Origin of the sequence: Mesorhizobium sp. B283B1A (genome assembly GCF_020165735.1) — a bacterium.
In the GTDB taxonomy this organism is placed as follows: Bacteria; Pseudomonadota; Alphaproteobacteria; order Rhizobiales; family Rhizobiaceae; genus Mesorhizobium; species Mesorhizobium opportunistum.
In genome coordinates, this window is sequence record NZ_JAIUIQ010000002.1 from 159923 (window position 1) to 173371 (window position 13449).

The window sequence follows — 13449 nt, forward strand, 5'->3', positions numbered from 1 at the left end:
GGGGGAACCGTGACGCTGGAGAACCGCAGGGGTGGCGGGTTGGCGCAGACGGTTGTGTTTAACGCGGTGTGAGGCGCTGGCTCCCACCTCCCCCTTGTGGGGAGGTCGGACCGCAGGTCCGGGTGGGGGTGCTGGCGCTGGCCTTGCAGGAGATAGGCCTTGCAGCGTCGCGCTGCCCCACCCCGTCCCGCAATCGCCGCTTCGCTGCGACTGCGAGCCAACCCTCCCCACAAGGGGGAGGGTGAAAAAGCTAGGCCGAGATCGCCATCGGCACGGCGCTCTTGTTGGGGATCTGGATGTCGATTTCCAGCGTCGACATGGTCTCGCCGCGGTCCATGGAGATTTGCAGGTAATCCTGGTCGATCTGCACATGCTTGGCGATGACGGCCATGATCTCCTCGCGCAGGATGGAGACGAGGTCTGGCTGGTTGCGGTTGCGGCGCTCATAGGCCAGCAGCACCTGCAGCCGCTCGCGCGCCACCGGCGCACTGGAGCGCCGCTTGAAGATGTCGAGCAGGTTCATGCCGCCCTCCTTCCCAAAAGACGATCGAGAAAGCCCTTGCGTTCGAAGGGCACTATGACAGGCAGGTCCTCGCCTTCCAGCCGCCTTGCGGCGTCGAGGTAAGCCTTGGCCGCGGTGTTGAGCGGCTCGGACAGCGTGACCGGCGCGCCGAGGTTGGAGGCCCTGAGCACATCCTGGCTCTCGGGGATGATGCCGAGCAGCGGCACCGACAGGATTTCCAGCACGTCGTCGATGCTGAGCATTTCACCCCGCGCGGCCCGCCCCGCGTCATAGCGGGTAACCAGCACATGCTTGGCGATCTGCTCGCCCTGTTCGGCGCGCATGGTGCGGGCGTCGAGCAGGCCGATGATGCGGTCGGAATCGCGCACCGACGACACTTCCGGATTGGTGACGATGACCGCCTCGTCGGCAAAGCGCATGGCGAGCTGCGCGCCGCGCTCGATGCCGGCCGGGCTGTCGCAGAACACATAGTCGAACACCGAGCGCAGCTTGTCGATGACTTCGCCGACGCCTTCCTCGGTCAGCGCATCCTTGTCGCGCGTCTGCGAGGCCGGCAGCAGGAACAGCGTCTCGACGCGCTTGTCGCGGATCAGCGCCTGCGACAGCTTGGCCGTGCCCTGGATGACGTTGACGAGGTCGAACACCACGCGCCGCTCGGCGCCCATGATCAGGTCGAGATTCCTGAGGCCGACGTCGAAATCGACGAGCGCCACCTTCTTGCCGGTCTTGGCCACGGCCGCTCCAAGCGCTGCCGTCGAGGTGGTCTTGCCGACGCCCCCCTTGCCCGAAGTGACCACCACTACCTTGCCCATCAAAAAAGCCTCCGTTGTTGTCGTTTGTTATCCCGGGCCGGCTTGCCGGCCTTTGTCTCAGTCAGCGCTTTAGCTCAATGTCTCGACACGAAGGCCCTCGCCGTCGAGGAAGGCCTGCACCGGCTTCCCGCGCGACACCCCTTCCATCTCCTCGGCGGTGATGTACCAGCCGTCGACCGACAAAAGCTCGGCCTCGTTGCGGCGGCAGAAGATGCGCGCGGCTGTGTTTCCGAGTGCGCCTGCCGAAGCGCGCCCGCGCAGCGTGCCGTAGACATGGATCGAGCCGGCGGCGACGATCTCCGAACCGGACGCGACCGAGCCCAGCACGATGACATCGCCATGCGCATGCATGATCGCCTGGCCGGAGCGGATCGGCGCCTTGATCATCAGCGTGCCCGAATCGTAGTGCGAAACCTGCGGCTCGCTTTCCCCGGTCTTGCTTGCGCCAGCCTTGCCCTTGCCAGCCTCACCTGCTTCTGTGCGCGTTTCCGGCACCTCGGCCTTGTCCGAAACCTGGACTTTGTCGGAAACCTCCGCCCTGCCCTTGCGGCCAGGCAGCAGCCCATCCGTCGTCGCCTCCTTGGCGCCGACCAGCAACGGTGGCAGTTCGGGGCCGAGCGAAGCCCCTTCAAGCTCGATGGCATAGATACGAATGCCGCGCGTACCAAGCTCCGCCACCAGCGCCGCGATCTCGCTTGGGGCGGGCTTCAGCACATTCAAATCGAGCAGCACCGGCCGTCCGGCAAAATAGCCCGGCGAGTTGCCGATCCAGTGATCCAGCCCCCGCAGCCACTCCGCCATGGGCGCTTCCGGGGTCAAGGTGAAAGCGACGAAAGAGCGGGCACGAAAGCGAATGGATTTGGCCTCGAGGGGAGCGGCAAAGGTCACGGCTGGCGAATCCTTACTGAGAGGTAAACGCTAGCGAGGGAATGGTTAACGAATGGTTAATGAGGGGGTGGCAGCTTGGCTGCTGTGCGAGAAATTGGACAACCGGCTAAACGCCAGTTGCGGCTGCTACCCGGCGACGCACTGAATGTCTTGATAGGGGCCGCAAGCGGGAGGTCGGCTTTCGAGCATCGAGCTGGCTTAAAGAGTCATTCAACTCGTGGCCTCAAGTAGCTCATCAACGCTTTTGCGTGGACGGCAGTCGTCCTTTGACCACCGCTTCTGGCGGCGCCGATTGGCGAGCCGCCTCGCCATCATTAGTCATGGAACGGAAAAGAAACCATTCAGCATCAGACTACCGCTTTTCGACGCACCTTTTTCGAACACGTCGGAACGAGCGCTTGTCGCGCAGCCCACGATGGCCCCATTGGTGAATCGGATCCATGAAGAGTCTGACAATACGCCACCGCATCCTCGTCAGTTTCGCTGCCGTTCTGCTGGTCATGTCAGTGATCGCCGTCATCGCGTACGCATGGTTTCTTCAGGCGGGGCAGCAGGCGACTGAGGTCGAGAAGGGCATCCTTCCAGACCTCTATCACAGCACCGCGATCATGATGGGCCAGATGACGGCCCATAGTCTGCTTCAGGAATACGCCCTTCAGGACAACCCATCGGATAGAAGCACGCTTGAAAGCGCGATCACGACCAATCGCGACCAAGTGCAGCGGTCGATGGACGACTATGAAGCAACAATCGTCTCCGACATCGACAAGCAGAATTATGCAGTCGTCAAAGAACTCGCCAACCAATTTCGTCTGGCTGAAACTGCTGTGCTGGACACAAGCCGGGCTGCCTTGTCGAAAGGTGAAACTCTCAATGAAAGCCCGGCCATCAAGAACACCGTAGAGCCGATCTTTGTAAAATTGCAGTCCGCTCTGCAGGCCATGGTTGAGGATCACAGAGGCGAGGCAAACAGCGCGACGCAGCAGATCAGCTCGATCGTTAGAACGGCCGAAGTCGGTTTGAGCGTTGGCTTGTTGATAGCCCTAGGGCTAGCCCTTCTTTTGGGTTACCAGCTGTTTCGCGCCATTACAGGTCCGCTCACCCGTTTGGTCGACGCGGTTCAATTGATGCGGCAAGGCGACTTCAGCGAACGCCTCGATCTGAGGCGCCGAGACGAATTCAGCGTGCTTGCCGACGGCTTCAACGCAATGGCGGACGATCTCACAACCCTCATTGGTCAGGTTCAAAGGTCCAGCATACAGGTCGGCACGTCGATAACTGAGATCGCCGCCACCTCCAAGCAACAACAGGCAACTGCGACTGAAATCGCAGCGACCACAACAGAAATCCGCGCGACAGCCAAGGAAATCTCCGCCACATCAAACGAGCTCGTCCGCACGATGAACGAGGTCTCGACAGTTGCCGAGCAAACGGCTGCCGTCGCCGGCGGAGGGCAAGCGGGGCTAACCCGTATGGAAGAAACCATGCAGCAGGTCATGGAAGCGGCCGGTGCGATCAATTCCAAACTCGCGATCTTGAGTGAGAAAGCCGGCAGCATCAATCAGGTGGTGACGACCATAACCAAAGTCGCCGATCAGACGAATCTGTTGTCGCTCAACGCTTCCATCGAGGCGGAGAAGGCAGGCCAATACGGCCGGGGCTTTGCAGTGGTGGCGACGGAAATCCGAAGGCTCGCGGACCAGACCGCTGTCTCCACCTACGATATCGAGCAGATGGTCAAGGACATCCAGTCGGCAGTCGCGGCCGGAGTGATGGGCATGGACAAGTTTTCCGAGCAGGTCCGCCGGGGGATGCAGGAAATCCAGCAGGTCGGCGGGCAACTCTTCGAGATCATTCAGCAGGTTCAGGGGCTGGTGCCACGTTTCGAAGTCGCCAATGACGGCATGCAAGCGCAGGCGACCGGCGCGGGGCAGATCAGCGACACGCTAACCCAGCTGAGTGAGGCAGCTCAACAAACGGTCGAATCCCTTCAGCAATCGACGCTCGCGATCGACGAGCTCAATCAAGTCTCAGGCGGCATGCGAAGTAGCATTTCGAGGTTCAAGCTGAGAGCCTAGCGAGCCGGCAGTAGGAGGTGACAATGCTATTCCTCGCCTTCAGCATGGGTCCGGATCGATACTTGATCGATGTCCACCAAATTGAAGAGGTTCTGCCCTATATCGATGTGAAAGTTCTTCCGGGTGCGCCAACTGGTGTGGTGGGTTTGGTCAGCTATAACGGAATACCCATCCCCCTGATCGATGTTACTCTTCTTGCGCTTGGCCGACCATCGGAGCGCCTATTGAGCACCCGGATCGTTGTGACGCGCTATCCGGCGCATGGTGGCGAGCAACGCCTACTGGGGCTGATCGCGGAACGGGTGACGGATACGCTCGAGCGAGACCCTGCCGATTTCGCGCCGTTCGGCCTTGAACCAGGAACCCCGCCCTATCTTGGGCCGGTGGCTTCCGATGGTTCCGAGATCATTCAGTGGGTCAAAGTGGAAGCGCTGCTTTCGGAAGAGATTCGTACCGCTTTGCTCCGCCAGGCCGCAATAGGTGATCAATGACCGGCGCAATAGAAAAGCTCCTGACGGAAACCATTGGACTGGACAGTGCCAGCGTTGGTCCGACAGTGGTTCGTCAGGCGGTCAGAGACCGGATGGCAGCCTGCCGGATAACCAACCCTCAGGCCTATCGGGAACACTTGGCCGGTTCCTCGCAGGAGTTGCAGGAGCTGATCAATGCGGTGGTGATCCCAGAGACCTGGTTCTTTCGCGACCGAGAAGCGTTCACGATGCTGGCGCGGCATGCGCGCGTGCACAAGCCTGCTCAGCCGATAAGAGTCCTAAGCCTGCCATGTTCAACGGGCGAAGAGGCTTATTCGGTCGCCATGGCCATGTTCGATGCCGGCTTTGAGGCGCACGAGTTCAAGATCGATGGCGTGGACGTCAGCAGCCGCAATATCGCGACGGCTGAACGCGCCATCTATGGGCGCAATTCGTTTCGCGGCAGCCATCTCGAATTCAAGGATCGCTATTTCGAAGCTGCCGAGGGCGGGTTGCGGCCTATTGCTGGGGTGCTGAAACAAGTTCGGTTCAGGGTAGGAAACCTGTTCGGTTCTCGCGCGTCTTTCGGGCAAAAGGTCTATGACATCCTGCTTTGCCGCAATTTGCTGATCTATTTCAATCGAGAGCTGCAGGATCGCGCATTGATCTGCACGAAGGACCTGCTGGCCAAAGACGGACTTCTTCTGGTCGGTCCGGCGGAAGCAGCTCTTCCAAGGTTGCATGGCTTTATTTCCGCTGAATGGCCATTGGCCTTTGCCTTTCTGAAATCGGAGCCCGTCAAGACCACGGCGCCGAAAGTTTCGGCCGCCGTCCCGGTGCGGACGCCGACTCCGAAGGTCAACAAGAGCGAGCCTCTTCTTCCGTTCCGACCGACAATTGGCAATGAAGGCCGTGGGCAGGCTCCGGCCAAGCCGCTTGCACAGGCCTCGGAAAGCCTCATCGCGGTTGAACGGATCGCCAATGCAGGACGGGTAAAGGAGGCACAGGAGGTCGCCCTGGCGCATCTCAAGGAGTTCGGTCCTTCCGCGGAAATCTTCTACCTGCTGGGCCTCGTCCAGGATGCGGATGGTTCTGCACCCGAAGCCGCGCAAAGTTATCGCAAGGCGCTCTATCTCGCGCCAAATCATCGAGAAGCTCTTGTCCATCTGGCCTTGCTGCTTAGCAAGCAAGGCGACCACAACGGCGCCGAGGCGCTGGCCGGCCGACTGGGTCGGGTCCAGAAAAGGAGCGGCAGCTGATGGCGGCTTCGACAAGGATCGCTCAGCCGGTGGAGGAGATTGAAATCGACGACTGCTGGCGGCAAATAGGCGTACGGGGTGACAAGTCATGTCCGCTACTGGAGCAGCATCTCCACTGCAGGAATTGCCCGACCTACAAGAAGATTGCACGACGCCTCCTTGACCGTGCAGTGCCCTCGGCATATCGCGACGAATGGCCTGATAACGCTGGTCGTGCAGGGATCGACTTGGCAGACAGCGACGCGCTGCAGACGGCCGTTCTCTTCCGTTTGGGGGAGGAATGGCTGGCACTTCCGGTCGGTATTTTTCATGAAGTGGCTGAATCTCGTCGCGTTCATTCAGTTCCACATCGCAGGAACAGTGCACTGCTCGGTATTGCGAATGTCCGTGGTGAATTGCTCATTTGCCTGTCCCTGGCCGAATTGCTCGGGATAGACGAGCGCAAGGAGGGGGAACAAGGCACGCGAACCAAGGTATTTCGCCGCCTAGTCGTGGTAGGCGAGCGCGACAAACGGGTTGCTTTTACGGTTGACGAGATCCACGGCTTACATCGGTACCAGGAACGCGACACCCTCGCCGTTCCGGCCATGATTGGCAAGGCACTGTCGGCCGCTACGGTTGGCGTGCTGCCATGGCAGGGACGAGCCGTAGGCTGTCTCGATCCACGACAACTGCTCACGATGCTGGATCGGAGCATCGCATGACAGATGAAGACTTCAGCCAGGTTTCGATGCTCAGCCTCTTCCAGACCGAACTGGAGACGCAGTCACAGGCTCTAACCTCTGGGCTTCTGGCACTCGAACGCGATCCTATCGCCGCCGATGCCTTGGACGCATGCATGCGTGCCACGCATTCCCTGAAAGGAGCTGCCCGCATCATCGACCTGATGCCCGCGGTCAAAGTTGCAAATGCGATGGAAGACTGCCTGGTCGCCGCGCAACGTGGGCATCTGAGGGTGCGACGGGAGCATATAGATGCGCTTCTGCAAGGCTCTGACCTTTTGAAATTGATCGCATCGGGATCGTCGAGCGAGAGCGCCAACTCAGAAGTCGAAACCTTTCTCGCGAAGTTCGAGGAATTGTCCCTCCCCGAGGCAAAGCCCGGGCCCCAAGATGCTGCAGCTGATTTCGCAACTCCAGATCATCCTCAGGAGCAACTGGCGACGACCTCTTCAGCGAACCTCCTCGTTGGGACGGTACCGCAAGCCCACGACAGCATCGGCTCTGATAGAATGGTTCGGGTGACGGCAGACAGCCTGAACCGATTGCTCGGGTTGGCTGGCGAGTCGCTGATGGAAGCTCGGCGGCTCAGGCCATTCGCTGACGGGCTGCTGCGGCTGAAGCGACTTCAATCGGACCTCGCAAGTGCCTTCGACAATCTTCATGCAGTGCTGCCGCCGGTTTCAAACGATGCGGCGGTGGTGGAGGCGCTGGCTGAAGCGCAGCGGAAGCTTCGGTTGAGCCAAGCGTTCCTGGCGGAGCGTCTCGATGAATTGGATTCAGTGGATCGGAAAGCGACCGATCTTGCCAACAGATTGTACGACGAAACGTTGGCGAGCCGGATGCGGCCTTTTGAGGACGGCGTGCGACACTATGCGAGAACGATCCGCGACCTCGGTCGTACCCTTGGCAAGCGGGTGCGACTGGAGATCGTAGGCGGCTCGACCGGCATCGACCGCGATATCCTCGAGCAGCTCGATGCCCCTTTGGGGCATCTTCTGCGCAACGCTGTAGACCATGGGCTTGAACCGCCTGAGGAGCGCCTCGCGATGGGGAAACCCGAAGAGGGGCTCATCAGGCTCGAAGCGAGGCATAATGCCGGGCTGCTGCAGATAGCCGTGGTGGACGACGGCAGGGGGATCGAGCTCTCGAAGCTGCGCGAGACTGTCGTCGCCCGGCAGCTTGCAACCAGGGAAAGTGCTGACACACTCAGCGAAACCGAATTGCTCGCATTCCTGTTTCTGCCAGGCTTCTCGATGAAAGCGGGCCTTACCGACGTCTCCGGTCGCGGTGTGGGGCTCGATGCAGTGCAAGCCATGACGAAGCAGGTCCGGGGAGTCGCAAGCGTCTCCTCAGAATTTGGGCACGGAACCCGATTTCAACTGCAATTGCCGCTGACGTTGTCGGTCCTGCGCACACTGCTCGTCGATGTCGATGGAGAGCCCTATGCTTTTCCACTCGCTGCCATTTCCAAGACTTTGAAACTGCAGCGGACCGAGATCAATGTCCTGCAGGGCCGGCCGCATTTTCGATTGAACGATCGACAGATCGGGCTGGTCACCGCGCGCGAGGTGCTGGATCGAGGTGAGCCCGGATCGGAACCGGACGAACTCTCGGTCGTCATCGTGGATGCGGGTCGGGGCGATGCATACGGCCTGATCGTTGACCGTTTTCTCGGGGAACGCGAGTTGGTGATCAGACCTCTCGATCCACGGTTTGCCAAGATCAAGGACATTAGCGCAGCAGCCCTGATGGAAGACGGTTCGCCTGTTCTGATCTTCGACGTCGACGATCTGATCCGATCGGTGGAAAAGCTTGCGTCGTCAAGCGGATTTCGAGCTCTTCGGCGCGCCGCGGGCAGTCCCGAACCGAGCAGGCGCAAGCGCGTGCTCGTGATTGACGATTCACTGACGGTTCGCGAACTCCAGCGCAAGATGCTGGGCAATTACGGTTATGAGGTCCAAGTGGCGGTCGACGGTATGGACGGGTGGAATGCCGTCCGGTCTGGTCCTTTCGATCTCGTCCTCACCGACATCGACATGCCTCGCATGGATGGCATCGAGCTGGTGAGTTTGATCAGAAAGGACGCTCATCTCAAGAACACACCCATCATGATCGTTTCGTACAAGGATCGGGAAGAAGATCGCGCGCGCGGGCTCGACGCAGGTGCGGACTATTACCTGACCAAGAGTAGCTTTCAGGACGAGGCCCTGATTCATGCCGTCGTGGACATGATTGGCGAGGCGGCTGAATGAGATCGAAATTGGAAGCCAACGAATGAGAATCGGCGTAGTCAACGACATGCCGATGGCGGTTGAGCTTCTGCGCCGGCTGGTCCTGTCGACCGGCGAACATCAGGTCGCATGGATCGCGACCAATGGGCGTGAGGCGGTCGAGGTCTGCAGACGTGATCTGCCGGATCTGATACTCATGGATCTAGCGATGCCAGAGATGGACGGCGTGGAAGCGACCCGCAGAATCATGGCGGAAACCCCGTGCTCAATCTTGCTGGTGACCGCTAGTATCGAAGCCAACCTCGCCGGTGTCTACGAAGCAATGGGTCATGGCGCGCTCGACGCGGTCGATATTCCGTCAGTAGGGATCCAAGGTAACGCGTCCTCGCAATCCGCACGGCTTCTAACGAACAAGATTGCGACGATCGGCAAGCTGATCGGTGATGCGCCGGCCAAGACAAAAAGGCGGATGTCACGTGACGCTGAGCCGACACCTCGACGCCTAATTGCAATCGGTGCCTCCGCGGGCGGGCCGGCCGCCGTTGCCGCAGTCCTGAGCGCGTTTCCCGTTGATTTTGGTAGCGCGATCGTGCTCGTCCAGCATCTCGATGCTCAGTTCGTGCCAGGGCTTACTGATTGGCTGGGACAGCATACGCCTCTCCCGATCCGTCCGGCGCGGGAAAAGGATAGTCCTCAAGCGGGCACTGTTCTCGTAGCCAGTTCTGCGGATCATCTGGTTTTCAAGTCAGCTCAGCAACTTGGCTATACGCCCAGCCCCAAGGACAATGTTTATCGGCCGTCGGTAGATGTGTTCTTCGAGAGTGCGGCGCAATGGTGGCCTGGCTCGGTGATTGGTGTCCTGCTCACCGGCATGGGCAGGGATGGTGCGCGCGGGCTAAGACAGCTCCGCGACAAGGGGCATCTCACGATCGCGCAGGATAGAGCAACCAGTGCCGTCTACGGCATGCCGAAGGCCGCCGCCGACATCGGCGCGGCTGTTGATATTCTTCCTTTGAGTGCGATCGGCTCACGTATAATCGAAGCCTGCGAGCGCTCCACGTGAAAGGGCTCGTCCGATGACGCAAGAACCAGAGCTAGTCCCGCCACTCGCAGATAACTATTCATCCATGGTTCTGCTCATCGATGATCAGATCATGGTTTGCGAGGCGGTCAGGCGCGCTCTAGCCAACGAGCCCGATATTTCCTTACACTTCTGCACCGACCCGTTGAGAGCGATGACGGTCGCGGATGAGGTAAAGCCAACCGTTATCCTGCAGGATCTCGTCATGCCCGGTGTCGACGGGCTGCATCTGGTGCGAGAATACAGGAAGCATGCGTCGACACGCGCGGTCCCAGTCATTGTGCTGTCGAGCAAGGAAGATCCGGCCACCAAGGGCGAAGCCTTCGCTGCGGGAGCGAACGACTATCTCGTCAAACTGCCGGATCGTATCGAGCTGATTGCACGTATTCGATATCACACGCGGGCCTATCTGGATCACGTCCAGCGAGACGCGGCATACCGGGCGCTAAGGGAAAGCCAGCGACAGCTGATCAGTGCGAATCTCGAGCTTGAACGTCTGACGCGGATCGATGGCCTGACGGGTCTCGGCAACAGGCGCTATTTTGATGAATATTTGGCGGCTGAATGGAAGCGCGCTTTTCGCGCACAGTCCCCATTGTCGCTGTTGATGATTGATGCCGACAACTTCAAACGATACAATGATACCTATGGCCATATGGCCGGCGATGAGGTGCTCAAGCAAATCGCCCGCGTAATCCAGAGCGGTTCCGGTCGCTCCACCGACCTCGCTGCGCGGTACGGAGGCGAAGAGTTCGTGGTCGTGCTGGTCGACACTTTACTGGAACAATCCAGTGCGATCGCAGAGCGGCTCGTCCAGGGTGTGCGGGAGTTGAACATACCCCACGGCCCGGATCATGTGACCATCAGCGTCGGCGTTGCAACAGCGGTGCCCACCGCGGACGAGACGCCAAATGATTTCGTCAATGCCGCCGATTTGGCTCTGTTTCGTGCCAAATCGGAAGGACGAAATCGAGTTGCGCTTCATATATCCCGCAGCTAGAGACGCTCAAAGCACCTCCGAAGTGCGGGTGCGTAATTTTAAGCTAGGATGGGCCCAGAGCGGCACTCGATTTAGTAGGAGCCGGACAACAGGCCTGACGACTAGTTAGCCAAACGATTGGGAATGTCGGCGACAGTGAAGCGTGCTGCCTTGCTCACTCTCGGCTGAAGATCGAGCTCGTCGCTGATGACCGCTGAGCGTCGGTTCTAGGTGCAACGCACCGGTTAGCCTGTTCGCTCGAATTTCCGCTTCTGGGATTCCCCTGGGGCTAGCTCAACGACTGACTTGGGGCGCATTGCCGGCATTGTACTCAGCGGAGATAACCAGTCGCAGCAGGATGGTCCGTCACCATCGCGACAGCCAGAGACAAGCACGAAATCACGCCTCAATGCCGCTTGAAGTACTGCTCATGCTTCTCCCCGCCCCCCCTTTATCGAACGTCCCCAGATTCCGCCTTTTCCCGGTCTTCTCATCCTTCTTGCGCGAATAAAGCCGGTATTTTCCACCCTTCAGTTTGCGGATCATCTCGCTCTCCCTGGTTAGGGCTGAACAGGTTTAGCGCGCTTTCTGGCCTTGAGGCTCAGGCGGCTTGTTCGATTGCCGCTACGGTCGTCGCATCACCCTCGCGGGAAGAACCTTCCCGCTCCATCGAAAGACATATGGCGGCCGAGAGCAGATTCCTTTTCGGCCTTTCAAAACGGATGCACGACCCAACGACGCAGGCTATATTGCCCCCGTCGGGCGTCATCCAAGGGGAGGCATGACATGCAGGCAATGCCGATAGCGCATCAGGCCGCGCAACCCGAGGTCGGCCCCGTATCCTCCCTGGCTGGCTATCCGGCCGCCGTCCTTTGCTGGCTGCTTTCGGCCGGTGTCTATATCGCGGCCAAATGGGTGGCGCCTGAAATGCCGCCCTGGGGCCTCTGCTTCTGGCGGCTGACGCTTGCCTGCGCCATCCTGCTGCCGATCGTGCACCGTCATCACGACGCGATGATCGGGCTTTTGCGAACGCGCGCCGTGGAGGTCGTCGCCGTGGGGGCGATCGGCCTCACGCTATGCCAGGGTATGATCTACCACGGCCTCGACGACACCGATGCCACCACGGCCGGCATCATCATGGCGCTATCGCCCGTCATGACGATGGTGCTCGCCCGTTTCGTGCTTGGCGAACCGCTCGGACTGTGGAAGTCGCTTGGCGCGCTGGTTGCGCTTGCCGGGATGATTTTCATCGTTGCCCACGGCAACCTGACGGCGCTGCTGCAACTCAAGGTCAACGCCGGCGAGTTGTGGATCGTCGGCAGCGCGTTCTGCTGGGGCCTCTACACCGTGCTTTTGCGCCGTGCCAAATTCGGCATCGAACTCCTGCCGATGGTCGTGCTGCTGCTTGGCGCCGGTGCGCTGGTCGCCTTGCCTTTCCATGTGTGGGAATTGTTCAACGACGAACGCTCCGCCATGGATGTCGACAGCCTTCTCGCGCTCGCCTATCTGGCGGGTCCCGGCGGCGCCTTGATGTACTATCTCTACAACAAAAGCGTGGAAACGCTCGGAGCGAGCCGGGCGAGCATGCTGCTCTATTTGCAGACGGTGTTCGTGGCCATGCTCGCCTATCTGCTGCTTGGCGAGGGCTTGCACGATTACGATCTGGTCGGTGCTGCCTTCATTGTCGCCGGCATCGTACTCGCCACCGTGGTCAGGCCAGCTCAACCCCGCGTGGCGTAGAAATCCTGACGGGATCGGGCGCAAAGCCGCCTTTGTATTCAGCGGAAGTAACCGGTCTCAGTAGCTGTGGTGCGTCACCGTCGCGACAGTCCGAGGCACCCCTTCAATGCCGCTTGAAATACTGCACCTCGCGCTCATGCTTCTCCGCCGCCTCGCGCGTTTCGAACGTGCCCAGGTTCCGCCGCTTGCCCGTCTTCTCATCCTTCTTGCGCGAATAAAGCCGGTATTTTCCACCTTTCAGTTTCCTGATCATTTCGCCTGTCCCTCCTGAGGGGTGCGCCGCCTTTTGAGACTGCGCGCGGCTTGTTCAAGGGCGGCGCGATCGGTGCCCAGGCGGTCGATCAATTCCTGCGCCTCGTCGCCCGATATGCCGGTGCGCACCGCCAGTTCCTCCACCGTCAGCACGTCGGCGCTGGCGATCTCGCGCGGCAACGCGTCACCGGCCGTCAGCGGCAGTGCCGCCTCGCGGTCGATCTCGGCTTCGGCGCGGTGCCAGTGATCCTCGGGGTCGCCGCCGCCTTCACGCTGCCAGATCTGGTATGCGCGCTGCTGGATCTTCTCGTGCCGGTCGTCATCCATGGTCGTTCCTCCTCTGGGCTTTGAGGCCGATCCGAACGATCCCAGAAATCGCGCGGTCGCGGTCGCTCCCGGCGGCCTTCGTCGTGC

General features: G+C 60.2%; 14 protein-coding genes. 8 read left to right on the forward strand and 6 right to left on the reverse strand.

What is annotated here, in order from left to right:
• Nucleotides 1-250: 250 nt before the first annotated feature.
• The 3 genes from minE to minC all read right to left on the reverse strand — a co-directional run bounded on the left by minE (nt 251) and on the right by minC (nt 2223).
• Nucleotides 251-523 (reverse strand): cell division topological specificity factor MinE, encoded by a 273-nt coding sequence (gene minE / locus LB577_RS02160; protein ID WP_013894383.1) that lies wholly within the window; start codon nt 521-523, stop codon nt 251-253.
• Nucleotides 520-1335, reverse strand: a complete 816-nt coding sequence (minD, locus tag LB577_RS02165) for a septum site-determining protein MinD (RefSeq protein ID WP_013894382.1) — start codon at nt 1333-1335, stop codon at nt 520-522. Before minD ends, minE begins: the two co-directional genes overlap by 4 nt.
• Before the next feature lie 69 nt (nt 1336-1404).
• The gene (minC, locus tag LB577_RS02170) at nt 1405-2223 is read right to left on the reverse strand and encodes a septum site-determining protein MinC (RefSeq protein WP_224685364.1); all 819 of its coding nucleotides are present in this window, start codon (nt 2221-2223) and stop codon (nt 1405-1407) included.
• 440 nt (nt 2224-2663) lie between these two features.
• Here minC and LB577_RS02175 point away from each other — a divergent pair, with 440 nt between their 5' ends.
• The 7 genes from LB577_RS02175 to LB577_RS02205 all read left to right on the forward strand — a co-directional run bounded on the left by LB577_RS02175 (nt 2664) and on the right by LB577_RS02205 (nt 11064).
• Nucleotides 2664-4301: a methyl-accepting chemotaxis protein gene (locus LB577_RS02175; protein ID WP_224685365.1), complete on the forward strand. Its 1638-nt coding sequence runs from the start codon at nt 2664-2666 to the stop codon at nt 4299-4301.
• 23 nt (nt 4302-4324) lie between these two features.
• Nucleotides 4325-4792, forward strand: a complete 468-nt coding sequence (locus LB577_RS02180) for a chemotaxis protein CheW (RefSeq protein ID WP_023768934.1) — start codon at nt 4325-4327, stop codon at nt 4790-4792.
• Nucleotides 4789-6030, forward strand: coding sequence for a CheR family methyltransferase (locus LB577_RS02185; RefSeq protein WP_224685366.1), 1242 nt, complete (start codon nt 4789-4791; stop codon nt 6028-6030). The genes LB577_RS02180 and LB577_RS02185 overlap by 4 nt, the downstream gene beginning before the upstream one ends.
• Nucleotides 6030-6734, forward strand: coding sequence for a chemotaxis protein CheW (locus LB577_RS02190; protein ID WP_224685367.1), 705 nt, complete (start codon nt 6030-6032; stop codon nt 6732-6734). Before LB577_RS02185 ends, LB577_RS02190 begins: the two co-directional genes overlap by 1 nt.
• Nucleotides 6731-9004: a hybrid sensor histidine kinase/response regulator gene (locus tag LB577_RS02195; RefSeq protein WP_224685368.1), complete on the forward strand. Its 2274-nt coding sequence runs from the start codon at nt 6731-6733 to the stop codon at nt 9002-9004. The genes LB577_RS02190 and LB577_RS02195 overlap by 4 nt, the downstream gene beginning before the upstream one ends.
• A 22-nt stretch (nt 9005-9026) precedes the next feature.
• The gene (locus LB577_RS02200; protein WP_023768938.1) at nt 9027-10046 is read left to right on the forward strand and encodes a chemotaxis response regulator protein-glutamate methylesterase; all 1020 of its coding nucleotides are present in this window, start codon (nt 9027-9029) and stop codon (nt 10044-10046) included.
• 64 nt (nt 10047-10110) lie between these two features.
• Nucleotides 10111-11064 (forward strand): PleD family two-component system response regulator, encoded by a 954-nt coding sequence (locus LB577_RS02205; RefSeq protein ID WP_023768939.1) that lies wholly within the window; start codon nt 10111-10113, stop codon nt 11062-11064.
• Nucleotides 11065-11442: 378 nt separating this feature from the next.
• Here the strand turns inward: LB577_RS02205 and LB577_RS02210 are convergent, their stop codons facing one another.
• Nucleotides 11443-11589 (reverse strand): hypothetical protein, encoded by a 147-nt coding sequence (locus tag LB577_RS02210; protein ID WP_224685452.1) that lies wholly within the window; start codon nt 11587-11589, stop codon nt 11443-11445.
• 240 nt (nt 11590-11829) lie between these two features.
• On the opposite strand from LB577_RS02210, the gene LB577_RS02215 reads away from it, so the two are divergent.
• Nucleotides 11830-12783 carry a DMT family transporter gene (locus LB577_RS02215; RefSeq protein WP_224685369.1) on the forward strand — a complete coding sequence of 318 codons (954 nt, stop codon included), beginning with the start codon at nt 11830-11832 and terminating at the stop codon, nt 12781-12783.
• A gap of 103 nt (nt 12784-12886) precedes the next feature.
• On the opposite strand, the gene LB577_RS02220 is transcribed toward LB577_RS02215, so the two are convergent.
• Nucleotides 12887-13036: a hypothetical protein gene (locus LB577_RS02220; protein ID WP_023780469.1), complete on the reverse strand. Its 150-nt coding sequence runs from the start codon at nt 13034-13036 to the stop codon at nt 12887-12889.
• Complete coding sequence (locus LB577_RS02225) at nt 13033-13362, reverse strand: DUF2934 domain-containing protein (protein WP_224685370.1); 330 nt, start codon at nt 13360-13362, stop codon at nt 13033-13035. The genes LB577_RS02220 and LB577_RS02225 overlap by 4 nt, the downstream gene beginning before the upstream one ends.
• Nucleotides 13363-13449: the final 87 nt, after the last annotated feature.

Bases quoted from the DNA above. Each gene is read 5' to 3' on its own strand.
- minE (WP_013894383.1), bottom strand. From the start codon at position 523: ATGAACCTGCTCGACATCTTCAAGCGGCGCTCCAGTGCGCCGGTGGCG.
- minD (WP_013894382.1), bottom strand. From the start codon at position 1,335: ATGGGCAAGGTAGTGGTGGTCACTTCGGGCAAGGGGGGCGTCGGCAAG.
- LB577_RS02175 (WP_224685365.1), top strand. From the start codon at position 2,664: ATGAAGAGTCTGACAATACGCCACCGCATCCTCGTCAGTTTCGCTGCC.
- LB577_RS02180 (WP_023768934.1), top strand. From the start codon at position 4,325: ATGCTATTCCTCGCCTTCAGCATGGGTCCGGATCGATACTTGATCGAT.
- LB577_RS02185 (WP_224685366.1), top strand. From the start codon at position 4,789: ATGACCGGCGCAATAGAAAAGCTCCTGACGGAAACCATTGGACTGGAC.
- LB577_RS02190 (WP_224685367.1), top strand. From the start codon at position 6,030: ATGGCGGCTTCGACAAGGATCGCTCAGCCGGTGGAGGAGATTGAAATC.
- LB577_RS02195 (WP_224685368.1), top strand. From the start codon at position 6,731: ATGACAGATGAAGACTTCAGCCAGGTTTCGATGCTCAGCCTCTTCCAG.
- LB577_RS02200 (WP_023768938.1), top strand. From the start codon at position 9,027: ATGAGAATCGGCGTAGTCAACGACATGCCGATGGCGGTTGAGCTTCTG.
- LB577_RS02205 (WP_023768939.1), top strand. From the start codon at position 10,111: ATGGTTCTGCTCATCGATGATCAGATCATGGTTTGCGAGGCGGTCAGG.
- LB577_RS02210 (WP_224685452.1), bottom strand. From the start codon at position 11,589: ATGATCCGCAAACTGAAGGGTGGAAAATACCGGCTTTATTCGCGCAAG.
- LB577_RS02215 (WP_224685369.1), top strand. From the start codon at position 11,830: ATGCAGGCAATGCCGATAGCGCATCAGGCCGCGCAACCCGAGGTCGGC.
- LB577_RS02220 (WP_023780469.1), bottom strand. From the start codon at position 13,036: ATGATCAGGAAACTGAAAGGTGGAAAATACCGGCTTTATTCGCGCAAG.
- LB577_RS02225 (WP_224685370.1), bottom strand. From the start codon at position 13,362: ATGGATGACGACCGGCACGAGAAGATCCAGCAGCGCGCATACCAGATC.